Origin of the sequence: Pedobacter psychrodurus (assembly GCF_032678585.1) — a bacterium.
In the GTDB taxonomy this organism is placed as follows: Bacteria; Bacteroidota; Bacteroidia; order Sphingobacteriales; family Sphingobacteriaceae; genus Pedobacter; species Pedobacter psychrodurus_A.
In genome coordinates this window covers 108,185-131,672 of sequence record NZ_JAVTSN010000008.1, presented here as the reverse complement: position 1 = coordinate 131,672, position 23,488 = coordinate 108,185, and the positions used below count along the sequence as shown (strand labels likewise).

The 23,488-nt window shown below is 37.9% G+C and carries 25 protein-coding genes and 1 pseudogene; 9 read left to right on the top strand and 17 right to left on the bottom strand.

All coding sequences use genetic code 11. The features are described from left to right. Window position 1: 1 nt before the first annotated feature. From R2S57_RS07685 to R2S57_RS07605, 17 genes are all read right to left on the bottom strand, one after another. Window positions 2–670, bottom strand: a complete 669-nt coding sequence (locus R2S57_RS07685) for a hypothetical protein (protein WP_316844460.1) — start codon at window positions 668–670, stop codon at window positions 2–4. 67 nt (window positions 671–737) lie between these two features. Continuing rightward, window positions 738–1,994 carry a dihydroorotase gene (locus tag R2S57_RS07680; RefSeq protein ID WP_316844459.1) on the bottom strand — a complete coding sequence of 419 codons (1,257 nt, stop codon included), beginning with the start codon at window positions 1,992–1,994 and terminating at the stop codon, window positions 738–740. After that, window positions 1,991–4,030 carry a BatA and WFA domain-containing protein gene (locus R2S57_RS07675; RefSeq protein WP_316844458.1) on the bottom strand — a complete coding sequence of 680 codons (2,040 nt, stop codon included), beginning with the start codon at window positions 4,028–4,030 and terminating at the stop codon, window positions 1,991–1,993. The genes R2S57_RS07680 and R2S57_RS07675 overlap by 4 nt, the downstream gene beginning before the upstream one ends. 55 nt (window positions 4,031–4,085) lie before the next feature. Next, the gene (locus tag R2S57_RS07670; RefSeq protein WP_316844457.1) at window positions 4,086–4,922 is read right to left on the bottom strand and encodes a TlpA disulfide reductase family protein; all 837 of its coding nucleotides are present in this window, start codon (window positions 4,920–4,922) and stop codon (window positions 4,086–4,088) included. Window positions 4,923–4,984: 62 nt separating this feature from the next. Then, a complete protein-coding gene (locus R2S57_RS07665) occupies window positions 4,985–5,389 on the bottom strand; it encodes a hypothetical protein (protein ID WP_316844456.1) in 405 nt (134 codons plus the stop codon). A 170-nt stretch (window positions 5,390–5,559) separates the two neighbouring features. Then, window positions 5,560–7,017, bottom strand: coding sequence for a nicotinate phosphoribosyltransferase (locus tag R2S57_RS07660; RefSeq protein ID WP_316844455.1), 1,458 nt, complete (start codon window positions 7,015–7,017; stop codon window positions 5,560–5,562). A gap of 17 nt (window positions 7,018–7,034) precedes the next feature. After that, window positions 7,035–7,769 (bottom strand): metallophosphoesterase family protein, encoded by a 735-nt coding sequence (locus R2S57_RS07655; RefSeq protein ID WP_316844454.1) that lies wholly within the window; start codon window positions 7,767–7,769, stop codon window positions 7,035–7,037. Between the two features lies 1 nt (window position 7,770). Further along, the gene (locus tag R2S57_RS07650; protein ID WP_316844453.1) at window positions 7,771–8,313 is read right to left on the bottom strand and encodes an RNA 2'-phosphotransferase; all 543 of its coding nucleotides are present in this window, start codon (window positions 8,311–8,313) and stop codon (window positions 7,771–7,773) included. Beyond that, window positions 8,303–8,959 (bottom strand): DUF4291 domain-containing protein, encoded by a 657-nt coding sequence (locus R2S57_RS07645; protein ID WP_316844452.1) that lies wholly within the window; start codon window positions 8,957–8,959, stop codon window positions 8,303–8,305. Before R2S57_RS07645 ends, R2S57_RS07650 begins: the two co-directional genes overlap by 11 nt. A 24-nt stretch (window positions 8,960–8,983) precedes the next feature. After that, the gene (locus tag R2S57_RS07640; RefSeq protein WP_316844451.1) at window positions 8,984–9,499 is read right to left on the bottom strand and encodes an O-acetyl-ADP-ribose deacetylase; all 516 of its coding nucleotides are present in this window, start codon (window positions 9,497–9,499) and stop codon (window positions 8,984–8,986) included. Further along, the gene (locus tag R2S57_RS07635; RefSeq protein ID WP_316844450.1) at window positions 9,496–9,909 is read right to left on the bottom strand and encodes a hypothetical protein; all 414 of its coding nucleotides are present in this window, start codon (window positions 9,907–9,909) and stop codon (window positions 9,496–9,498) included. The genes R2S57_RS07640 and R2S57_RS07635 overlap by 4 nt, the downstream gene beginning before the upstream one ends. Beyond that, window positions 9,906–10,451, bottom strand: a complete 546-nt coding sequence (locus R2S57_RS07630) for an NADAR family protein (RefSeq protein ID WP_316844449.1) — start codon at window positions 10,449–10,451, stop codon at window positions 9,906–9,908. The genes R2S57_RS07635 and R2S57_RS07630 overlap by 4 nt, the downstream gene beginning before the upstream one ends. Then, window positions 10,432–11,385 carry an ADP-ribosylglycohydrolase family protein gene (locus tag R2S57_RS07625; RefSeq protein ID WP_316844448.1) on the bottom strand — a complete coding sequence of 318 codons (954 nt, stop codon included), beginning with the start codon at window positions 11,383–11,385 and terminating at the stop codon, window positions 10,432–10,434. Before R2S57_RS07625 ends, R2S57_RS07630 begins: the two co-directional genes overlap by 20 nt. Before the next feature lie 11 nt (window positions 11,386–11,396). Then, a complete protein-coding gene (locus tag R2S57_RS07620; protein WP_316844447.1) occupies window positions 11,397–11,882 on the bottom strand; it encodes a nucleoside 2-deoxyribosyltransferase domain-containing protein in 486 nt (161 codons plus the stop codon). A gap of 7 nt (window positions 11,883–11,889) precedes the next feature. Next, the gene (prs, locus tag R2S57_RS07615; RefSeq protein WP_316844446.1) at window positions 11,890–12,723 is read right to left on the bottom strand and encodes a ribose-phosphate diphosphokinase; all 834 of its coding nucleotides are present in this window, start codon (window positions 12,721–12,723) and stop codon (window positions 11,890–11,892) included. A gap of 68 nt (window positions 12,724–12,791) precedes the next feature. After that, on the bottom strand, window positions 12,792–13,484 hold the full coding sequence (locus R2S57_RS07610; RefSeq protein ID WP_316844445.1) for an NUDIX hydrolase: 693 nt from the start codon (window positions 13,482–13,484) through the stop codon (window positions 12,792–12,794). A gap of 71 nt (window positions 13,485–13,555) precedes the next feature. Continuing rightward, window positions 13,556–15,118 carry a L,D-transpeptidase family protein gene (locus R2S57_RS07605; protein WP_316844444.1) on the bottom strand — a complete coding sequence of 521 codons (1,563 nt, stop codon included), beginning with the start codon at window positions 15,116–15,118 and terminating at the stop codon, window positions 13,556–13,558. A 275-nt stretch (window positions 15,119–15,393) separates the two neighbouring features. Between R2S57_RS07605 and hisG the strand changes: the two genes are divergently transcribed. From hisG to hisIE, 9 genes and pseudogenes are all read left to right on the top strand, one after another. After that, a complete protein-coding gene (gene hisG, locus R2S57_RS07600) occupies window positions 15,394–16,245 on the top strand; it encodes an ATP phosphoribosyltransferase (RefSeq protein WP_316844443.1) in 852 nt (283 codons plus the stop codon). Between the two features lie 49 nt (window positions 16,246–16,294). Next, a complete protein-coding gene (gene hisD / locus R2S57_RS07595; RefSeq protein WP_316844442.1) occupies window positions 16,295–17,617 on the top strand; it encodes a histidinol dehydrogenase in 1,323 nt (440 codons plus the stop codon). Between the two features lie 134 nt (window positions 17,618–17,751). Continuing rightward, on the top strand, window positions 17,752–18,792 hold the full coding sequence (gene hisC / locus R2S57_RS07590; RefSeq protein ID WP_316844441.1) for a histidinol-phosphate transaminase: 1,041 nt from the start codon (window positions 17,752–17,754) through the stop codon (window positions 18,790–18,792). A 1-nt stretch (window position 18,793) separates the two neighbouring features. Beyond that, window positions 18,794–19,927: a bifunctional histidinol-phosphatase/imidazoleglycerol-phosphate dehydratase HisB gene (hisB, locus tag R2S57_RS07585; protein WP_316844440.1), complete on the top strand. Its 1,134-nt coding sequence runs from the start codon at window positions 18,794–18,796 to the stop codon at window positions 19,925–19,927. A 277-nt stretch (window positions 19,928–20,204) separates the two neighbouring features. Beyond that, window positions 20,205–20,798: an imidazole glycerol phosphate synthase subunit HisH gene (hisH, locus tag R2S57_RS07580; RefSeq protein ID WP_316844439.1), complete on the top strand. Its 594-nt coding sequence runs from the start codon at window positions 20,205–20,207 to the stop codon at window positions 20,796–20,798. Between the two features lies 1 nt (window position 20,799). After that, the gene (gene hisA, locus R2S57_RS07575; protein WP_131533044.1) at window positions 20,800–21,549 is read left to right on the top strand and encodes a 1-(5-phosphoribosyl)-5-[(5-phosphoribosylamino)methylideneamino]imidazole-4-carboxamide isomerase; all 750 of its coding nucleotides are present in this window, start codon (window positions 20,800–20,802) and stop codon (window positions 21,547–21,549) included. Window positions 21,550–21,593: 44 nt separating this feature from the next. Continuing rightward, a pseudogene (locus tag R2S57_RS07570) lies at window positions 21,594–21,983 on the top strand (endonuclease domain-containing protein); the annotation flags it as partial. A gap of 9 nt (window positions 21,984–21,992) precedes the next feature. After that, window positions 21,993–22,790, top strand: a complete 798-nt coding sequence (hisF, locus tag R2S57_RS07565; protein ID WP_316844485.1) for an imidazole glycerol phosphate synthase subunit HisF — start codon at window positions 21,993–21,995, stop codon at window positions 22,788–22,790. Window positions 22,791–22,850: 60 nt separating this feature from the next. After that, the gene (hisIE, locus tag R2S57_RS07560) at window positions 22,851–23,453 is read left to right on the top strand and encodes a bifunctional phosphoribosyl-AMP cyclohydrolase/phosphoribosyl-ATP diphosphatase HisIE (protein WP_316844438.1); all 603 of its coding nucleotides are present in this window, start codon (window positions 22,851–22,853) and stop codon (window positions 23,451–23,453) included. Window positions 23,454–23,488: the final 35 nt, after the last annotated feature.

Sequence of the window (23,488 nt, the reverse complement as noted above, 5' to 3'; positions counted from 1 at the left end):
TTTAGTTATTAATTGTTGTAATTAATATATAAGTAGCAGAATCGAACGATTTGTTACTGCTATACTGAATTATTTCTTTCGTAGTTTCTGCACTTCCTTCCACATCGAGGAAAAAAGCCATAAATGGAACGAATAATTCTTGCATCTCTTCACTGATATTTAAAGTCGGAGCTGTTTTGCAAATTTCTTCTACACTGCTTTCTGCGAGTTGCTGGTTGCTGATCAGTTCTTCATAAATCTCAAATTCATCCTGAAACTCATCGTCTTCTACCAGTAAAAATTCTTTTAGGAAATCGCCCAATTCAGGATCTAAATCTTCATCCTTGCACTCTTTAATATACAATAGGAGATTTAGAAGTTCAGTTCCCCTGTCGATGGTTTCTTCTTCGATATTGGCCCATTCCTCACCTTCTAAATAATCATCTTCAAGCTTCTGTACGTCGCTGCTAAAGAAATTCACCATCAACAAGTCGAAAAATACTTCGCGTAATTCTTCAAATTTAGGATGAGCATCAAAAACTGCATCGAAAGCTGCTGCTTTATCTAAAAAATTAACATCTAGCTCAAAAGCATCCAATAATTCGGTCTCAAAACCTTCTACGTTGGTTGCTGAAACCTCAGCATATTGATTAATGGTGGCGCTAAGCGCTTTTTTTACTCTGTTATCCATGATTAAGATTTTTTAGGATTTAAGGATTATTAGATCATGACTATTTTGATCTTTCAGCTTTAGTCTTCTAGCTAATTTGAAACTGATTATTATTATAAACCAACTTCACTTTCCCTATAAGTTCGGTATCCAGTAACGGACTGTTTGCCGATTTTGAGTGGTTGCTGGCAGCGTTGTACAGCCATTTTTCTGTTGCGTTAAAAACAGTAAAGTTGGCATCAGCGCCCTCTTCGATTACAGGAACAGCTAAATTTAATAATTTACGTGGATTAATAGCCAATTTCTCCGCAATTAAAGTAATATCTAAACCAGCTTTTAATAACAATGGCAGCACCGTTTGCAAGGCAATAATACCATAATGCGCAATTTCGAACTCAACATTTTTAAATTCGATCTCTTCTGGGCGATGTTGTGAAGTAATGGCATCAATTGTTCCGTCTTTTAAACCAGCAATTAAGGCTTTAATATCTGTTTTGCCACGTAAAGGTGGTTTTACCTTATAATTGCTATCGAAATCGTTTAAAAGCTCTTCTGTAAACACCAGGTGATGCGCGGTTACATCACAAGAAACCTGAACACCATCTTTTTTCGCCTTACGGATTAAAGCTACAGCACCCGCAGTAGAAATATTGCTAATATGGACTTTAGTTTCGTTGTAAGCTGCCAGGAAAATATCGCGGGCGATATGCATTTCTTCAGCCAGTGCTGGTAATCCCTTCATGCCTAAAAGCACCGAGTTTTTACTTTCATTGATTTGCGATTTGCCAGCTATTGATTTATTTTCGGGATAAACCATTAACAGTGCATCAAAACCCTTTGCATACTGTAAGGCACGGCTCATAAAACCATCATCCTGCAAAGCCCTATCGCCATCCGAGAAAGCCACAGCACCTGCCTGTTGCATATCGAACAGTTCGGCAAGTTCTTTTGCTTCGCGGTTCTGGCTTATCGCCCCTACCGGCAAAACATCAACCAAATTATTTTTTGCTCTATTGATGATGTATTCTACCTGAGATTTTGATTGCACAACCGGACTCGTTTGCGGCAATAATGCCAATCCTGTAAAACCGCCAGCTTTTGCGGTTGCGGTTAATGTTTGGATATCCTCCTTGGTTTCGAAACCCGGATCGCCAGCCACACAGTTTAAATCGAAAAAGCCTGGCGTCAAAAACGCCCCCTGAGCCTCAAAAACAGTTTCGTTTTTATCGGCAGTTAATTTACCTATGTTTTTAATTTTACCATTTTCTACCCGAATATCGCATTGTTGATTGTTAAATTTACTTTGCGGATCGGCAACGGTTACATTTTTAACCAGGAGATTCATATTGTTTTTTTTGTATTGTTAAAAAATCGGATGAGCAAAATTTCTGCTGCAATAAAAATCAGCGACAAAATTAGACAAAGTTTCCATAAAGTTTGTCCGATTTTACTGGCGCCAGCAATTAACTTAACAGCATCTTTATCGGTATCGAATATTTTCAAATTACTTTTGCCAGCCAGTTGATCAAGCTCATTCTTGCTTAAATAATGCATATCAGATTCTGTTCTGCCGTTATTGAAACTATAAACTGCAAGTAGCGAATCGATTAGTTTTAGGTTATAAAAACCTGCATTTTTAATCTGATCGGCGATGTAAATCAATGTTTTCCCATCTGCCTGTCGGATTTCGGGAATCGCTTCGAAATGATCTGCTGTAATTTTTAAACTTTGGTTTTTACCCAATGTAATCTTTTTACTGGCCAATGCATTGTCGTTTCCAAGATTGTAATACAAAGGGCTTTCATTTCCTCCGCTCAAAGCCAAACGATAGATCAGTGGAACAAAAACCGGATGACGTGCCAAATTTCCATCATTTGTATTTAATCCTGAGGCCGATAAATAAACCTGTCCGTTACCTATTCCATATTTAGAGAAAAATGGCTTTCTGCCAGGCAATAACATAATATCTTCTTTGTTGGAAGTATTTTTCTCTACAAAAGAATAATAACGGGAAACAGCGGGAAGATCTAAATTTTTAGGAATTTCTTCAAAAACCGTCTTGAAAATCGGATTTTGCAGATCAATCTGATCAACCTTGGTTGCTGTAGTATTTAGCGTTTGAATTGCAGGAAGTGATAACCCGCTTAAAAACGAATTGTAATTTTGAATATCGGCATCTAAATCTGGGAAAAGTACCGCAGTTCCTCCTGCATTCAGATAGGTTTTAAGTTGTTGTGCCAAACCTGTTGATGGATTTTTTAAACCATTTAACACAATGAGACCATAATTGGCAAAATTGCTGTAGTTTACATTGCTTTCCGCATTTTCGGTGAGCTTATAGTAGCCGTCGGCTGCAAACAGTGCTTTAATATAATTTCCTGCATTAGGCCCGTTAATGCTCAGCACAGGAAAACTTTCGTCTACTTTAAAACTGAACGACAATGTATCATCAAAGGTTACCGGAAAATCTTTAATGCTCACGATACCTTTTTGCCAACCTGCGCTAAGCCCGGAGAAATTCAGGGTATCCTTAACTGTTTTACCAGCCGGGATGTTTACTGCACCCAATCCTTTTTGCTGGTTATTGATACTTAATTTTAACGGAATATTTTTTGCTTCTTCTTCAGAGTAATTTTTTAACTGTACCACCAATCGTTCATTAGTTCCGGGCTGATGGTTTGGCGAAAGTACCCAAACGCTATCTACCGCAACATTCGGCAAGGTATTGGCATTCAACTTCAAAAATGAATACTGAATTTCACTCTTAGTTTCGAGTTTTTTTGTGGAGGAAATATTTTTTTGAAAATCGGAGATGAGAAAGCTATATTTATTTTCTGCCCCGGTTAACATATTTCCTTGCCGGTTTAGGATCTGCTGGAGATTTCGGTTGGCTGCAGTGATTTTTACATCATCCAATGCTTTCAAAAACTCTTCTTCATTTAATAAACGTTGGTATTTCCCTTCGAAATTATTGGTCAGGAGTTGAAAACGATCGTTTATACCAAAACCCTTCACCAGTTCCTTTGCCCTTCTCTTTGCTTCATCAAGCAGGTTGCCATCTTTATTAATAGCTTCCATACTGTAAGAATTATCGATATAAATACTCACTATGTTGTTTACCGCCGTAGTTTTCTGATTATGCTCCGGAATATAAGGCTGTGCAAATGCCAGCACTAAAAAGATAATTGCTAAAATCCGTGATAACAGAATAAGCAGGTTTTTAAGTTTTTCTTTGGAAGAATTTTGCTGTTCTACCTCTTTTAAAAGCTGAACATTAGAGAAATAAATCTTTTTAAATTTCCTGAAATTGAATAAATGAATGATGACCGGGATGGCAACCGATATTAGTGCGAAAAGAAAGCCCGGATAAAGGAAATTCATTAAAAACCAAAGATAGAAAAATTATGGAAAGTGGCGAACTTGAAATGTAATAAACTCATTGACTTACCAATTTTTCTAAAATTTCTGCCGTCTCTGTAGCATTCTGAACAGTTTTAACTAAAATTCCATTTTTATCAATCAAAAAATGGGCTGGATATTGTCTTACTTTTAATCTTTCAGCCATATACTTCTCCTGATTAGGGATAACGGCATAATCGAATTTTGTTTTACTCAAGAAATCCTGAAGTGCTTTTTTATCATCAATAGCTAAACTCACAAAGAGTATGTCTTTTCTATTTTTATACTTTTGTACCAGTTCATTTAATTCCGGCATTTCTTTTACGCAGGCTACACACTTAATAAACCAGCATTTAAATAAAATTATTTTTCCTCTTGCTTCATCTGATGAATATTTGATCCCATTTACATCTTTAAAAACAAACTTAGGAACAGGCTTACCTTCCATTCTAAAATAACCCAGTTGGGTTTTGGCATAATCGGCAACCACTCCGCCTATATCTTTCAATAACTTGGCCGGTATTTTTATCAGTTTGTAATTGGTTGTCGAATCTTTAGTATGAATTAAAAGAGGAAGATATTTTCCTGTAGTGAGCGCCAATAAAAAATCTTCTTTTTTGATTGATTTATCCTTTTCGTCTGTCGCGGTAAAATCTCTATAAAGCTTTACATATTGATCGTGATAAGTCCAATAACTCATAAAATCAATGGTTATGGAGTTGAGCGGGAATTCGGGTTCTCCAGCTTTTAATTCATCTTCTTTTACTGATGAAACCTGAATGGTATCCGTTTGGTCTTTTTTTGATCCAGGATTTTGAGAACATGAGCCTAAAAACAAGGCGAACAATAAAAAGATGGCGTGAAAATTTCTCATAATTAAACTGGTTAACCTGAGACAAGCTACGGATAATATTAAATAAACTAAAAACAGTTCAATTAATATTTAAATCCAGGGAATTCGATATTTACAATTTTCCAACTACTATTGTACAGTGCAAAATACAGTTTAAAAGGCCCACTTACTATTTTTGATTGTTTTTGAATAACAGCTCTATAACCAGCCACGCCTTCAACAAAACCCATGCCCTTACCCTCAGTCAATAATTCGAAATTAACATCAATAATATCGTATCTGCCGCCAACATATTCATCCGACTGACCGAAAATACCTTTCAACCTGCTGATGATCAAATTTTTATCAATAATCTTATTACCTGGCAGAATAAAAAAATCATTCAGTTCATCGGTAATCGCCTTAGATTGTTTAAACCATGCGTTCAAAAATCTGATGGCACTATTTACGATATCAGCCTGATGGTTAAATGTGGGGTTGCTCTGCATTATTTGGGTATCATTTTAATAAATGAGACTGTATCATAAGTCAAAATCTAAATCTGTCACTAAGCCTCTCGATGAATAGCCAAAATACTTTAAAAAGCATTTAAGCAACCCTCCAATGGGCACAGGATGACAATCTATATGAATGATACAGCCTCAAAAACCTGGCGAAGTTAACTATTCTTTAGCCTTTCTCTAACTTCGGCGAGAGAATAATCGATCAATAACTTTCCATCTCTGAAAACTTCTTTCAATTCGCCCTGTGCTTCTTCTTCCCAGCTGCATTGATCTTTCAATTCATATTCGCCTGTTGCATTCTTGAAAATCTGCAATAAACCTTTTGCCGATTTTTTGGTTCCATCATCGGTAATCGGATCTTTAAATATTTCGCGACCAACACCATCTACTTCCCCATAAGTGGCTTTCATGGCAAAACCAAAGGTATCGCGGGTATTATATTGATAAGTGAATGAACCGATGCCAAAAACCACATTGGTAGAGGCAAAACCTTTAGCTTTTAAGCGCTCGCAGATCTGTGTAGCTCTTTCTGTCGTGATGCTATCACCATAAATAGCGCCAATTTGTGGAACGAGCTCTTTAAACCCCTTATCGTTGGTTTTTCCACCGAAAACATCCCAAAGTAATTCGATTACACCTTTTTTCTCCTTTTCGTTTTTGCCATTCGGGTTTCCGCAGATAATATCAACCGGATCTCCTGAATCTGGCCTGATTACTACTTTGCCTGGCCTGGCGATAATATCTTCTTTCAACACAGGAAGGTATTCAGTTAACACTTTCCATAAATCCCAGGTATCCGATACGATAGATACAATTCCTTTGGGGTAAACTTCCAAAATCAATCTTTTGAAGGTTTCGAGCTCTCCGGTATTCGTTCCCATACACATTACCGAATGTTCTGTAGCAGCTACCGAACCACCGATCAACTCTTGATCTGAATCTGCCTTATAATATTCTTCCAAAAAATCGATGGCCGGAATGGTATCCGTGCCTGTAAAACTCAACAAATGCCCGGCTGCCGAAGTTACTGCAGCTTCGATGCCACCCATGCCCCGCATAGAAAAGTCATGTCCCTGCCAATCAACAAATTCTGGAACAGATGAAGTTTCTGCTGCATATTTATCCAAAATGGTACGGTACTGTTTGGCTACAGTGGCTGAATTGCATGGCAACCAAACCACGGCTGATAATAAAGTTTCGAAATAATTGGTCAGCCAGAAAAACTCTGGTTTGGTATTGTACATGGTAAACATCGGTACACGCAAAGGCACTTCTGCACCTTCTGGCAGCGATTTGAAAACCATTGGAATATAACCCAGATCGTGCAGATCGGCGATATGTTGTGTACCCACTAAATTTTCACCTAAGTAATTGTTGATTCTGCGCGCATATTTTTTAAGGATTTCTTCTTTTGGCTGTTTAAAAAAGTTTTGGTTAAAATCTTCAATAATGTATTTTTTAATAAAGTACTGTAAGCCAAAAAGCACCACATGATTTACATTTTCGAGCCTGCTTTTTCTGGGTGTCCAGTTCGAGTACACCAAAGTTGTATTTTCAGGGTATTGTCTGCGGTGGTCTACCTTGTATCCGTCGGTTAATAATAATGGGTTCATCGTTTTTATATTTATAGTTAAATGTTATTTCTTCCTCTTTCGTTCGGATAAAAGCTTTGTAGAGTATCACTTTGCCAAAATGCCTTTGTTTTGATATCCAAACAGCTTAATTTTCCGGTAAATGCAGCGCCGGTATCAATATTCCAAACATTACAGCCCTGCATAGGTACATCAACATGGTAATAAAGTGTTGGTGTATGGCCAATGTAGATTTCGTGATAAAGCAATAAACGTTTAGGATAAATTGCTGAGTCCTTTTTAATCCGGTTATCCATCGTCAATGCCATTTCCCAAAGTGTCCTGTCCCACGAATAATTAGACGAATAACGTTCTTTTGCAGGACCGTGCATGGAAGAAAACCCAGCGTGGATAAAGAGGTTGTTATCCTCGTCTACGTAATAATCTTTCATCCGTTTAAAGAAACTTAAATGTTCCTGTTTCATCTGATCAGACATACCTTTATAACTCTCGATGGTTAATTTACCCCCGTGTACAAACCAAACCTCATCTATGATTCCTTTTTCGAGCCAATCGATACACCAGGCATCGTGATTGCCTTTGATAAAGATGCATTGATGACTTTTTTCCAATTGCATGAGGTAATCGATTACCTGTGCCGATTCGCTCCAGCCATCTACATAATCGCCCAGAAAAATCAGTTTATCTCCTGTTGATATTTCTGCACGTTCAAATAATTGAATTAAACCGCTTAATCCCCCGTGTATATCACCAATTACTAATGTTCTGTCCATTTTAAAACGTTATAAACTCAGCAGGCACAACATCTGTAAGCCACACATTGTTGTCTGATAAATAAAATTTATATCCAGCCCTGTGCATTGCGCCGCTATTAATGGTGAGGATAATGGGTTTCCCCCTCCTGCTGCCTACTTTATTTGCTGTCTCCCGGTCGGCACTTAAATGCACGTGTTGCCTGCTCATCTTTTGTAGTCCCTGAGCTTTAATATCCGATAGGAACTTTTCCACTGTACCATGATAGAGGTATTCTAGTGGCTCTGCTTCATTAAGGTTTAATTCTATTGAAATGGAATGCCCCTGGCTTGCCCTGATCCTGGTTTTACCTTCGTTGAAGGCAAATCTCTTTTTGTCGTTATTTTCAACAATGTAATCAAGCAATTCAAAATCTATTCGTCTTTCATAAAGGTCAAATTTGGCAATCAGCTCATCTACATCTGCCCAACCATTCTCGTCAAGCTTTAAGCCTATAGTTTCAGGCGAATGCCTCAAAATATAGCTGAGCAGCTTACTGATGCCTTTTGTTATTTTATTGTCCATGAGCGTATTCAGTTATGATTTTCAATTTTCTATTCAACATTTCATCATCAAACACAAAAGATTTTTCTGCAGGAGTGCTTAAATTTTCCAATTGACCGTTTTTAACAAATTCATACTGCTCTTTTACAAATTGACTAATATCTTCAATGAATAAAATATCATCTTGTGCAAATGATTTGATAAAATTATCCTTCAATCCGATCTGGATTGCCTTTCTTTCTTGTTTTACGCCATTAGGATCGTGATCCGGGTCCCATTGCAACCTGATGCTGGAATTTTCCAGCTCACTTCTCCATTCATCATGAGAAATGCCTTCGGTTTGATCATATGATGTGTAAACTGCATTTAGCAGATAATTACGGAATGCGGAGATTTTAAGGTGTATGGCTAAACTAACCTCCTGTCCTTCTTTTGTTCCCCAGCCGCTTCTGTACATCATCCATAAAAAATTAGGTTTTATCCAGGTCATTCTGCTTAAACTGAATTGGCCACCAAAGTATTGGTTATTGACTGCAAATTCACCTATTTCTTTTCGGTAGGCCTGATAAACAATTATTTTTTCATCATCATATTGGGCCATAATATGGCATCCTGATTTTGGCCATTCTATTACTTGTTCTTTATATTTTTTTACTGTTAATTTCATTTTGTAATTTATTATTGACTCATCTTATTGTAGATTGAGTCTCTCTTCATAGATCTGATAATTTTCCTCGTCGAAACATACAAAGATTACCTTTTCTATTTTTTCTTTTTCAGTGAAACTATTTACTGAGGCGATGGCGATATCTGCTGCCTTATCTTTTGGGAAATGATAAATCCCTGTGCTGATGTTTGGGAAAGCCAAAACCTTAACATCGTTTTCTATTGCGAGTTTTAAACTGTTGCGGTAACAATTTGCAAGCAGCGTATTTTTTTCTTCACTATCGCCATTCCACACGGGGCCAACGGTATGGATTACATATTTTGATGGTAGATTTCCTGCAGTGGTAATCACGGCCTCACCTGTTTTGCATTTACCCTGTCTATTTCTGATTTCAATGCAAGCTTTTAAAATGGCTTTGCCACCCTTTCTGTGAATGGCACCGTCTACCCCACCGCCACCCAGCAACGAACTGTTAGCAGCATTTACAATGGCATCGGCTTTAATTGTTGTTATATCGGCTTTGATTAGTTCTAAAATCATTTTTTAAATTCTTCTAATTTACTTCTTAACACCAGGTTTTCCGTTTTTGCAGATCGATTAGTGAAATAAGCATTAACGATTGCTATTGTACCAATGATGTTGCTGTTAAAATCGATCAGCTCCTCTGCCGGAATCCAAAGTTCGTTATGCACTAACCCACCTACATTTTGAACTTCATACTTCTTCAAATACTCCTCATTTACTTCAAAAGCCGTTACGACACCAATAAAACCAGAAAATTCATCATTGGTATTCCATTCCAGAGCAATTTGTTCTGCATATTCCTGGTTCATTACTGGATAAAAAATAGGTTGCCAGGCTAATCGCGGAGGAAAAGCTTTAAAGCCATTTTCAGCAATGAGTTCCATTTCCTTTAATCCAACCGGCCTAAACAATTTTATCGTTTTCATATATTAAACTTTAATTCATCCCTCACTTCCATCAATGCAAATCCCAAGAGGTTTAAACCTTTCCAATTTTCAGGAATTGAAGCATTTGGATTATCCTCTGCCAAACCGATTCCCCAAATGGCATCAACCGAACTCGCTTCTACAAGGATTTTACTTTTGGTTTGTAAAAGGAACGATTTCAATACTTCATTTTGAGAAAACTTAAGCCAGTTTCCCTGTTTTACAATTTCATATTTATGAAGATCCCATTTTGCGGCATCAAAGTTTCTTATCTGTCTGCCCAGGTCTTTTACATCCTCAGGAGATTCTTTTGTTACTATTTTTTCAAAGATATCCTGATCATTAAACAAAAAGGCCTTTTTCCCCATCATGTAGTGTTCAGCTGTTTGATAGATGATTTCATTTTCAATAAATGGAGATGGCCACCATTGACTTAAACAGGCTTTAGAAAGCACTCCATTTTTCGGAGACTGATGTCCCCAAAAAAACAGGAATCCATTACTTTCTTTTATATCTGCAATATTATATTTCTGCTTTTTCATAAATACGATTCATTTTTTCACAGAGTTCTTCAATTTCATTTTTCTTAACGATTGCATTCAGCCATTTTTCAGAAATAGATTCAAAACCATAAATCAAACCTGCTAAACCGCCTGTAATTGCCCCAGTTGTATCGGTATCGTCACCAAGATTAATTGCCTTTAAAACCGTAGCCTCGTAAGTTCCGGTAGTGAGGATACACCATAAACTGGCTTCAAGGCTGTGCAACACATAACCAGAAGAATAAATCTCGTTTTCTGGAACTGTCGAGATATCATTTATCAAAACTCTTTGAAACAGATCAATTTCCCTTTGTTCAAAGTCATGATCCGCGACAAAGTTTTTAAGCTTAAACTGCATATTAAAGTAAGCTTCTTTTTTATCTTTTTCTTTTATCAGCTCCAAACCATAAACGACGTAGATAAAACAGGCAAAAACAGAGCGGAAATGTGCATGGGTTATGGACGAAACTTCTTTGACCCGCTGAAAAATAACTTTTAAATCGTTTTCCTCACGTAAATAAAACAACAGGGGCAAGATCCGCATTAATGATCCATTTCCATTATCCATTTCAGACGCACCACCACATAAAACCGGATCAGCTCCATGCGCTACCATTTTGATGGCTTCAGCTGTCGCTATACCAATGTCGAAAACTTTTCCATGGGGAGTCCAAATTTCAGCATTAAACCATTGAAGAAATTTCTGGGAGATATCATTTAAATTATAACCATTACAAAGACTTTCTGCTAAACAAAAGGTAAGTGAGCTATCATCACTCCAGGTACCTAGCGGCTGATGATGAACACCATAGGCCAACATATCTGTTACCGGAAACCGTTTTAAAAAATCCCTGATCTTAAATTCTACGGGTACTCCCAATGCATCGCCAACTACCAGACCGAATATTGCACTATGGATAAATGTGGTTCTCATCTGTTTTGACTTTATTTAATATTAGCCAACTTTTTAAGCTTAGCAATTACTGCAACAACAAGTTCATTAAATGTCTGATACTGATCGATGCCTTTCCTTTGGCAAACAATATCGATATTCCCTTTTCTCCAAAACCCCTCTTCACAACACACCATTAATTTGCCAGAATCAGCAAACAATCCCAACTCCATCATCGAAATGGGAGATTTGGAATTCGCTTCAAGGAACAATAAAATCACATCAGCATTTTCCATCGCATCCAACTCCCAGTTCACCTGCTCGCTGAATTGTACATGTTCAATGGTCTGTGTCCAACTATGATCCCAGGATGCCCTCCGTGGATTGAAAGCAATTACATCACCTAATGTTTCTTCGCTGTTTGCCTTATTGATAAATTTTTGTTGCCAATCAATCGAATTGCCCATATCAATGGTTCCGGCTAGAAATACGGAAACATCAGATGGGGTAATAACCTGTGGGGGAAGTATCGTTTTCATCTTAATTTTATAAAATATCTGCCAATTTGATCTGTGTTACCCCTTCATGATCAACTTCTTTGATAGAATCGGTAGTGAAGATCTGTTCAAAATATTTAGCCAGGTCATCAAAACCTTTACTAAATATGCCATGACTGATAGCCAAATAAAGTTTTCCTGCATTTTTGGCTTTAAGTGCCTCGGCCAGACCGATAAATGTGCCGCCACCGTCGCAGATATCATCTACAATCAGGCAATCTGCACCTTTTAGATCCTCCGCATACACCTTAAATCCTGAAAGTTTTCCTGTTTTTACATCCCTGCTTTTTGAGCATTCTACCACTTCAGCACCACCTAAAAACTCAGACACTTTATAAATTTTCTTTAAGGCACCCCCATCAGGAGAAATGAGTTTGACATCAGTTCCAATATTTGCAATTACTTGCTTGATAAAGTCATGGTTCGAAACCGTTACACAGTTGTTGAGTAAGGCTGGTGTTACTTCGCTGTGTGGATCGAAAACCGTAACACTTGCCAAAGCCATGGCATTAATGATATCAGCATAAACTTTTACGGATAAAGGTTCGCCAGGTATCATCACCCTGTCTTGCCTTGCTGCAGGAAAATAGGGAATAAAAAGATTGATTTCCTTTACGCCCATTCTTCTCAAGGCATCAACCGTAATGCAGATCATGCCTAAATCATTAAAGGAATTTATTCTTTGCGTAATGGTAACCGGAGCAGCAACATCAAGATTATTCGAAATTTTAATGTGTGGTTCGCCACCTGCAAATAAGAAAGATTTGTATTCGATTAAGTTATTTTCGCCTAGCGGAGTAAAACTTGGATTTAGATTTAACATATATTTGCGTATTATTTACACAAATATAAAAATCATTTTTAGAATACAAAGAATAATTTGTGTTTATTTTACGCAAACCTAATATCGAATTGAAAATTTTCCTTCACCAACTGATTATATTTCGGCTTATTGAAGGTAAAAAGTTTACCAGGTCGACCGCTAGCGCCCATTTTTACTACTTTATCAGTCTCTGTAACAATTCCAAAACTTAGAATTTTTTTTCTAAAATTTCGTCGGTCGATATCTCTTTCTAAAATGGAGCAATAAAGATTCTCCAAATCCGAAAACAGAAATTCCTGATCCAACAGATCAAAACCGATCGGTTGATAAGTGAGTTTACTTTTTAAACGTTGATGGGCCATATCAAGCATTTCATTATGATCATAGCCCAATTCCGGAATTTGAGCAACCGGAAACCATTTTGCATCTTTCGCATCTGTATCGGCCTTCAGCACAAAGTTTTTAGGATTAACCAAAGCAAAATATGCAACAGAAATTACCCTAAATCTTTCATCACGATTGATATCATCACCAAAAGTACCTAGCTGCTCAAGATAATTTACGGTAATACCAGCCTCCTCTTTAAGTTCGCGTTCAACTGCTGTAAGCAGGGGTTCGTCATTTAAAATAAATCCTCCGGGTAAAACCCATCTATCGGCCAGTTTGCCAAATCGCTGTTGAACCGCTAACACATAAAGCGTTCCTTTTTCGTAGCCAAAAACAATGGCATCAACAGCAATTTTGATATTTTGATCGATCATCCTATAATTTGTGTTAAAACAACACAAAGTTACCTTTTTTAATGAAGAAGATCGAAACACTTGACTAAATTCTATCTAAACTTTTTCATTGCTGTCCAAAGTTTTTCATCCATACCATACACATCAGGTCTGTATTCTATCCTATCATTTTGCGACCAGGCCGTAATATAAGTGATAATTAATGGTACAGCTTTTTTGGGCCCGAACCAGGCTGGTTTCAATTGAAAAGCTTTAGTGGTATCTGCCTTTTGTGCCATCCGTTTTTTATACCATTTTACATGCGTGCTATCAATCGGCGGCAAATCAACCTCCGCCCTAAGCTTATCATAAGTATAAGCATCTTTCACTAAAAGTTCGGCAAATTCTAGTGGCTTTTCTATGCGTACACAACCATGACTAATGGCACGGTTGGTAAGGTTAAATCCATTCTTGTTATTGGTATCATGCAGATAAATACTCGAGCTGTTATCGAAAATAAATTTGAACTTCCCTAATGCATTTCCACCACCCGAACCCTGCTTAAATTTGAAGGGTAATTTATCTCTCGAATACTTGTTCCAATTGATCGTATCAGGCTCCCCGATAAGCTTATCTTTATAGTACACTTTGATGTTGCTATTCGATAAATAAAAAGGATCTTTTCGCGCCATCCAATAGATTTCACTTTGTGCAATACTTACCGGAATATTCCAGATGGGATTGGCCTGAATCGAATTGATTTTACTGAACAACAAAGGTGTTTCGTGGTTCTTCGGTTTATCGTCTAAATTGCCCGATTTTGCAAAGGCTTTTAACTTGTCTTCATAACCATTTTCGCGCTTGCCACCTACACAAACTTTCATCGATATTACAGTATCTAAATTATCTAACCAGGTCAACCTAAAATCAGGAATATTTACCTGTACATAATTATCTCCGGTCTCCGGCATTTTCCAGCGGAAGCGCTCCATATTCAACAGCAAAATCCGTTTTTCATCATCCGTATTCGCAGCTAAATATGCCGCCTGCAAAGCTTTATATTGAAGTGAATTTGGCTGTACGGATCTTAAGGTATCTACAAGGCTTTTACTGTTCAAAAGATTGTTCATCCCTGCGCTATCCGGACGCCTCACTTTAATATAATAGCGAGAAAAAATAGTGCGGGGATTTACCACGCCATATTTAAGGTAATTGTTATAGTTTAAATAGGCATTTACAGATAACAGCTCCAGTTTGGCAATTACGGGATAACTCTCTTCTACTTTTTTAAATTTATTGGCAGTTAATTCTTCCAACAAAGCTTTAATCTCATCACCCTTAAAAAGCTTTGGGTTTAATCCATGCACTGTGCTCTGCTCCAAATAGCCTACCAACGAATCCAATTGCCCATTGATATAAAATTGCGTAACCAATTTAGGTTCAGCATAATGATGCGCATAAAATGTTTTAATAGTTTTCGGATTAACGAATTTACCCGAAAGACTGTCCATTGTTTTTACAAAAATGCTGTCGTAAGCTACAGTGTCGAAATCTTTATAGATTTTGTTCTTAAAGTGTTCAGACAGTACTTTTCCGATCTCGGGTGGGCTTTTAAACCATCCACAGGCAGAAATGAACAAAATTACGGGCAGAATTAGAAAGCGAAACTTTTTCAAAGGAGTAAAATTTTAATACAAAATAAGGGTTATTGGCAATAAAAACAGCATAATGGCAAATTAAGTGCCATTATTTTTTGTTTTACCATTTCAAACACTATATTTGCCAGCGCTTATCAGCTAACGTATTGATACTGGCAGAAATAATTTATGAATTTAACTTTGAACCATCACTTACATCTACACCATCGCCGATAGGCGATATGATATGTTTGTTTTGTACTTCAAAACTTTTTTCCGTAAAATAATTTCCTGTTCACTCTATATTCAATACTTTGAAAACACTTAAAATCGCTATCCAGAAGTCGGGTAGGTTAAACGAAAAATCTGTAGAAATACTTAAAAACTGTGGTTTATCTTTCGAAAACTACAAAAGTTCCCTCATCTCCACTGTTACCAATTTCCCTTTAGAAATTCTTTTCCTACGTGATGATGATATTCCAGAATATGTACAGGATGGCATTGCCGACCTGGGTATCGTTGGCGAAAATGTAATTGTAGAAACCAAAGCCGAGGTAGATTATCTACAAAAATTAGGCTTTGGAAAATGCACCTTAAAAATCGCCGTTCAGGCATCTAGTAATATCCAGAACCTGGATGAATTAAATGGTAAAGCCATCGCCACTTCTTATCCAGTAATCCTCGAAAAATTCTTACAGGAAAAAGGGATAAAATCTGATATCAGAACGATTTCAGGATCGGTAGAAATTGGTCCGGGTTTAGGCTTAAGCGACGCCATTTTTGATATCGTATCAACAGGCGGAACATTAAAGAGCAATGGCCTAAAACCATTCGCCGATGTGATGCAATCTGAAGCTGTTTTAATCGGAAACAAATCGATAGCAGACAACCCTGAAGTTGCCGAATTGCTTCAACGCATCCGATCAGTACTCAGCGCAAAATCCAATAAATACGTGGTATTAAACGTATCGAAAGATAACCTTCAAAAAGTAGTTAATTTACTTCCAGGCGTGAAGAGCCCAACGGTGGTTCCACTCTTCGAACCGAACTGGGTTGCCGTTCACTCTGTAATTGCCGAGGAAGATTTCTGGGATAAAATAAACAGTTTAAAAGCAGCAGGCGCCGAAGGCATTTTGGTGATGCCAATTGAGAAAATAATCAAGTAAAATCGTTTAAATTCACATTAACTATTAGTTAATTTAAAATTATAAAACATTGAAAATCTACAATTATACAGATTTATCTAAATCAAAAATTGAAGAACTGTGTTCAAGGCAGATTGAAGACGATAAACTGATTGAAGAAAGGGTAGCCGACATCATCAACACGGTAAAAAAAGATGGCGACCAGGCGCTTTTCAACTTCGCAAAAGCATTTGATAAAGTTGATTTAGCGCAGTTGTTTTTAGATGCAGAAGAATTAAAAGCAATTGCATCTACTATTCCGGCAGCGGCAAAAAAAGCAATTGATACCGCTTATCAAAACATTAAAACTTTTCACCAATCGCAGTTAAAAACAGAAGGTAGAATTGAAACGATGCCAGGCGTTGTATGCTGGCGCGAATCGAGGGCCATTGAAAAAGTTGGCCTTTATATCCCCGGCGGAACCGCGGTTTTACCGAGCACTTTTTTAATGCTTGCTACGCCTGCAATCATCGCAGGCTGTAAAGAAATTGTAGTGTGCTCTCCCCCACAGAGTGATGGCAAAACCAATTGTTATCTGGCCTACTGCGCGGTACTATTGGGTATCGAAAAAGTATTCCTGATTGGCGGCGCCCAAGCTGTTGCAGCAATGGCTTTCGGAACTGAAAGCGTACCACAGGTATACAAGATTTTTGGCCCTGGTAACCGCTACGTAACCACAGCAAAAACAATGTTTCAAAACAAAGTGGCCATCGATATGCCTGCAGGCCCTTCTGAGGTTCTGGTTATTGCTGATGATACTGCCAATCCGTCATTTATTGCTGCAGATTTACTTGCACAGGCAGAACATGGAACTGATAGTCAGGCCATTTTAGTGGCTACTTCTGAACAAATCATCGCTGAGACCTTAAAAGAAATTGAAAAACAGCTGATTATGCTACCGAGAAAGGATATTGCGGCCAAAGCAATAGCCAATTCTTATGTTGTTTTAAGTGATGATCTGGAGCAAGCCATGCAATTTTCGAATGAATATGCACCTGAGCATTTAATATTGGCCACTGAGCGTTTCCAAAGCCTTATCCCATTGATCATCAATGCTGGATCAGTATTTTTAGGCAACCATACGCCCGAAAGTGTTGGCGATTATGCCTCCGGAACCAACCATACTTTACCAACCAGCGGCTTTGCAAAGGCATATTCGGGTGTATCTACTGATGCTTTTCTGAAAAAGATCACCTTTCAGCATTTGTCCCGCGAAGGCTTAAACAACATTGGGAACACGGTTGAAATCCTCGCAGCAGCAGAAGGCCTGGATGCACATAAAAATGCAGTTAGTATTAGATTAAGTTTTGAGTCTGGAGTCGGAAGTTTGGAGTCCGGAGATGAAACTGCATAAAATAAAGCCAAAGGGAAAAACCATCGGTGTAATCACTTAATCTGTGTAATCAAACCGGAGAGAAAGAACATAATAATATATCGGCGGTGGCAACCAATGATACAATGAACTATTGAACCAAGAAACCATCAAAAATGGACATTAACGATTTAGTAAGAGAAAATATAAAAAACCTTCGCCCCTACTCTACTGCAAGGGACGAATTTAAAGGTCAGGCATCTGTTTTTTTGGATGCAAACGAGAACAGTTATGGCTCGCCACTTCCGGCAAATTACAACCGTTATCCTGATCCATTGCAGCTCGATTTAAAAGATGCGATCAGCAAAATAAAAGGCGTACCCATTGAGAATACTTTTTTAGGAAACGGCAGCGACGAAGCAATAGATTTATTGTTCCGCGCTTTTTGTAACCCTGGAAAAGACAACGTAATCGTGCTGCCACCAACATATGGAATGTACGAAGTTTCGGCCAACATAAATGATGTAGAAATACGCAAAGTAAGCCTGCTTCCGAACTTCCAACTGGATATGGAAAAGATCGCAGAAACGATTGATAAAAACACGAAATTAATCTTCATTTGTTCGCCAAATAATCCAACAGGAAATTCGATAAACCGCGAAGATATTGAAACCATTTTAGCCAACTTTAATGGCATCGTTGTAGTGGATGAAGCCTACATTAATTATGCCCGTCAGAAGACCTTTATTCAGGAGTTAACCGAGTACGGAAACCTGGTTGTTCTGCAAACTTTTTCGAAGGCCTGGGGACTTGCCGCTTTACGTTTGGGCATGGCATTTTCTTCTACAAAAGTGATCGATGTTTTAAATAAAATTAAACCACCTTATAACATCAATCAGGCCACGCAGGATTTAGCTTTTGAAGCCTTAAAAAACATCGCTCAGGTGAACGATTGGATTAAAGAATCTGTTGCAGAAAGACAGCGTTTATCAATTGCTTTAAATGATATAAATGCAGTAACAAAAGTGTATCCATCCGATGCAAATTTTATCCTTGTAGAAGTTACCGACGCTTTGAAAATTTACGACATTTTGGTTGACCAGGGTATCATTGTACGCGACCGTTCTAAAGTAACTTTGTGCGAAGGATGTTTGAGGATTACGGTGGGTACAAAAGAAGAAAATGACAAACTATTAACTGTCTTAGAAAATTTTTAAAATGAAAAAAGTATTATTTATAGACCGCGATGGTACGTTAAATATTGAGCCTGATGATGAACAGGTAGATAGTTTTGCAAAGCTTAAGTTTTATCCGCGTTCTTTATATTATCTATCGAAAATTGCGGCCGAACTGGATTATGAACTGGTAATGGTAACCAACCAGGATGGACTGGGAACATTGTCAAATCCTGAAGAAAATTTCTGGCCGATCCACAATTTTATGCTGGATACCTTTGCGGGTGAAGGCGTTCATTTTAGCGAGATTGTGATTGACAGAACTTTTGCGAAAGACAATGCTCCTACCCGTAAACCCGGTACTGCTTTGTTAACAAAATATTTCAGCGAAGATTATGATCTGAAAAACTCTTTCGTGATCGGCGACCGTTTGAACGATGTTGTTTTAGCTAAAAATCTTGGGGCTAAAGCCATCTTTCTTCGCCAGAATGATGCACTGGGTTCTTCAGAAGCATTAGACAAACACGAAACGCTTTTAGACACTATCATTTTAGAAACCAGGAAATGGGAAGACATCTACAACCTGTTAAAAGCAGGGAGCAGAAAAATCCACCACGAACGTAAAACCAACGAAACCGATATTACCATCAACCTTGACTTAGACGGAACAGGGAAAGCTAAAATTGAAACAGGTTTAAACTTTTTCGATCACATGCTCGATCAGATTGCGCGCCATGGAAGTGTAGATTTGGAAGTAATTGCCAAAGGTGATTTACATATCGATGAGCACCACACCATAGAAGATACAGGCATTGCCCTTGGCGAGGCATTTGCCAAAGGTCTGGGCAATAAACTGGGCATTGAAAGGTATGGTTTTTGCTTACCAATGGACGATTGCCTGGCACAGGTTGCCATTGATTTTGGCGGAAGAAACTGGATTGTTTGGGATGCTGAATTTAAACGTGAAAAAGTTGGCGATATGCCAACAGAGATGTTTTATCACTTTTTCAAATCGTTTAGTGATGCTGCAAAATGCAATTTAAACGTGAAGGCAGAAGGCGATAACGAACACCATAAAATTGAGGCTATTTTTAAAGCATTCGCAAAAGCCATTAAAATGGCCATTAAACGTGATGCCGAGAAAATGGTATTACCGAGTACTAAAGGGCTATTGTAAGAAAGGTAGATGGCTGAAAGGTTTAAGGCGGAGGGTTTCGAAGCCCGTCCGCTGTTAAATAAACCCGATAGAGCGGAATAGCCCGCAGCCCGATTTTTCATCGGGAGAGGACTATAAGCGATAGCGGGGCTACAGCACCCATGAAAAACTGCCTTTCATTTTCAAATTTTATAAAAATTAAACCTAATAAAAGGCAATTTTAGCGACCCAAATTTGATAGACATTTTGTCTTGATTCTCGATACTAAGAAATTGACACTAAACACTTGATACTAAAAATGGTTGGAATTATAAATTACGGAGCAGGTAACATCTTCTCCCTTACCGCAGCTCTAGATCGCTTAAACGTAACCTACGGCATGGTAAATACAGAAAACGACCTCGAAAAATATAGCCATATCATCATTCCTGGTGTTGGCCACGCAGGCGCTGCGATGGAAAAACTAAAGGGAACCGGTTTGGTTGAAGCCATTAAAAAACTGACCAAACCCGTTCTTGGCATCTGTGTGGGCATGCAGCTGATTACCGAACACTCAGAAGAGGGTGATGCAGCACTGTTGAATATTGTTCCGGTTAAAACCAAAAAATTTGATAAGTCACTGAATATCAAAATACCACATATGGGTTGGAACGCGGTAAGCCCAAAAAACAATTCATTATTTGAAGGTGTTGAAGATAATACACAATTTTACTTTGTGCATTCGTACTTTATTGAATATAACCCTACTTTTGACATCGCATCTGCTGATTATGGTTTAAAGTTTTCGGCAGCTGTACAAAAAGACAATTTTTACGGCGTTCAGTTCCACCCCGAAAAATCGGGAAAAGCCGGCGAACTAGTATTAAAAAATTTTTCAAACTTAAGCTTATAAAATGTACATAATACCTGCTATTGATATTTTGGATGGAAAAGTTGTCCGTCTTCGTGAAGGTGACTATAATCAAAAAACGGAATATGATGTTTCTATCCCTGAAATGATAGAAAAATACCGTTCAAATGGTACAGATTTTATCCATATTATCGATTTAAACGGAGCTAAAGGTGATTTTAGCAATCAGAAAACACTTTTCGAAATCATCAAAAAAACAGAAATGAAAGTGCAGTATGGCGGTGGTATCAGAACCATTGAGCAAGTGACCAATTTGCTTGATGCCGGAATTCACCGTGTAATTGTAGGTACACAAGCCATTACCAATCCTGATTTCTTACCTCAATTAAGCGAAGCTTTTGCTAAAAAAGACGATTACGCCAACCGCATTGTAATTGCAATCGACGTTTTGGACGAAGTAATCAAATACTCAGGCTGGATGGAAAGCTCGCCGATTAAACTGATGGATTATGTTGACAAATGTCTTTCATTGGGTTTTTTCCGTTTCTTATGCACCGATATCAGCAAGGATGGAAAATTAGGTGGTGCAGCCATCGATCTGTATGAAAAACTACTTGAACATTCACCTATGATCAAACTGATTGCTTCAGGTGGCGTAAGTTCCATGCAGGACATTTACGACCTGGCCAAATACCCGATCAGAAGTGTAGTGGTTGGAAAAGCAATTTACGAAGACCGCATTACCATCGAAGAAATTAAAGAGTGGAATTTGAAGGCGTTGTCAAGTATCTAACCCCCCAGCCCCCTGAAGGGGGAGCTAATAGCATAATTAAAAAGATGACTTACAGAATAAATGAGGATGATTTTGATTTTTTAAAAGTTAATGAACCTAATATGTTTTATGGTGCATCAAATATAATTTTTGAAAATGCGAAACGCTTAAGAAACAATGTTACTGAAGCAGAAAATTTACTGTGGCAAGTCATCAGTAATAAACAATTAGGGATAAAATTTAGAAGACAACATCCCATTTCATGTTTTATCGCTGACTTTTACTGTCATGAAACAAAATTAATCATCGAATTAGATGGAAATATCCATGATCAACCAGAGGTTATTAATAATGATATTGAAAGACAAAAAGTTCTCGAGGAATTTGGAATTAGGGTAATGAGATTTAAAAATACTGAACTTTACAATAATTTAGACTCAGTTTTGGAAAAGATAAAAGAAGCCATACAGGCTAAGCAATTTGCATCTCCCCCTGTAGGGGGCGGGGGGCTTAGTAAAAGAATAATCCCTTGTTTAGACGTTAAAGACGGCCGTACGGTAAAAGGCGTAAACTTTGTTGATTTACGCGATGCCGGCGATCCGGTTGAGCTGGCTGCCCAATATGCACAACAAGGTGCCGACGAATTGGTTTTTTTGGATATTACCGCAACCCACGAACGTCGGAAAACGATGATCGAAATGGTAAAATCGGTGGCCAGGCAATTGAACATTCCTTTTACCATTGGTGGCGGAATAACCGAAATTGCTGATGCAGAAGCATTATTAAACGCAGGAGCGGACAAAATCAGCATCAATTCGGCAGCGGTTAGAAATCCTAAACTAATAGAAGACCTTGCTAAAACCTTCGGCGTTCAGTTTGTGGTTTTGGCAGTCGATACTAAATATGTAGATGGTAAAAACATGGTTCACTTAAACGGAGGAAGATTAATAACCGAACTGGAAACCGAAACCTGGATTAAACAGGCAGAAGATTTAGGCGCAGGAGAAATTCTGTTAACTTCGATGGACCACGACGGCACCAAAGCAGGTTTTGATTGCGGATTGCTCAATAAAGTAAATCAGATGATCAATATTCCAATCATAGCATCAGGTGGGGCAGGTAGTATGGATCATTTTACTGAGGTTTTTCAAAAGGCCAATGTTGATGCCGCACTTGCCGCCTCCGTGTTTCATTATGGAGAAATCCTAATTCCAGATTTAAAACAAGAATTGAAAAGGAATCATATTCCGGTAAGAATATAAATAAGTCCGGAGTTGGCAGTCCCTAGTCATGAGTCTGTTTTTCCGAAATAAAAAAATAAAATGACAATCGATACCAATTCCCTTGATTGGGAGAAAACAGAAGGTCTAATTCCTGTAATTATTCAGGATTACAAAACTTTAGAGGTTTTGATGCTAGGCTATATGAATGCTGAAGCACTAGAGAAAACACAAGCTGAAGCCAAAGTAACGTTCTTTTCGCGTTCTAAAAACCGTCTTTGGACAAAAGGTGAAACCAGCAATAACTTTTTATATGTGAAAGAGCTTTTTGTGGATTGTGATAATGATACCATTCTGATCAAAGCTGATGCTGTTGGTCCAACCTGCCATACCGGTAGCCGCAGCTGTTTTAAAACAGACTTCAATCAGAATTTTATTTTCGAACTCGAAAACATAATTAACGATCGATATGAAAACCCGGTTGAGGGATCATATATCAACAAAATGCGTAGTAAGGGCCTAAATAAAATAGCCCAAAAAGTTGGTGAAGAAGGCGTGGAAACCGTAATTGCTGCTTTGGCCGAAACTGAAGAAGAATTAATTGGAGAAGCATCAGATCTTGTTTTCCACCTTTTATTTTTATTAAAAGAAAAAGGTTTATCTATTCAGGATATTGCCAAAAATTTAGAGAAAAGACACAAATAAGGTTTGAGGTAAAGGGTGTAAGGTTTAAGGTGTTA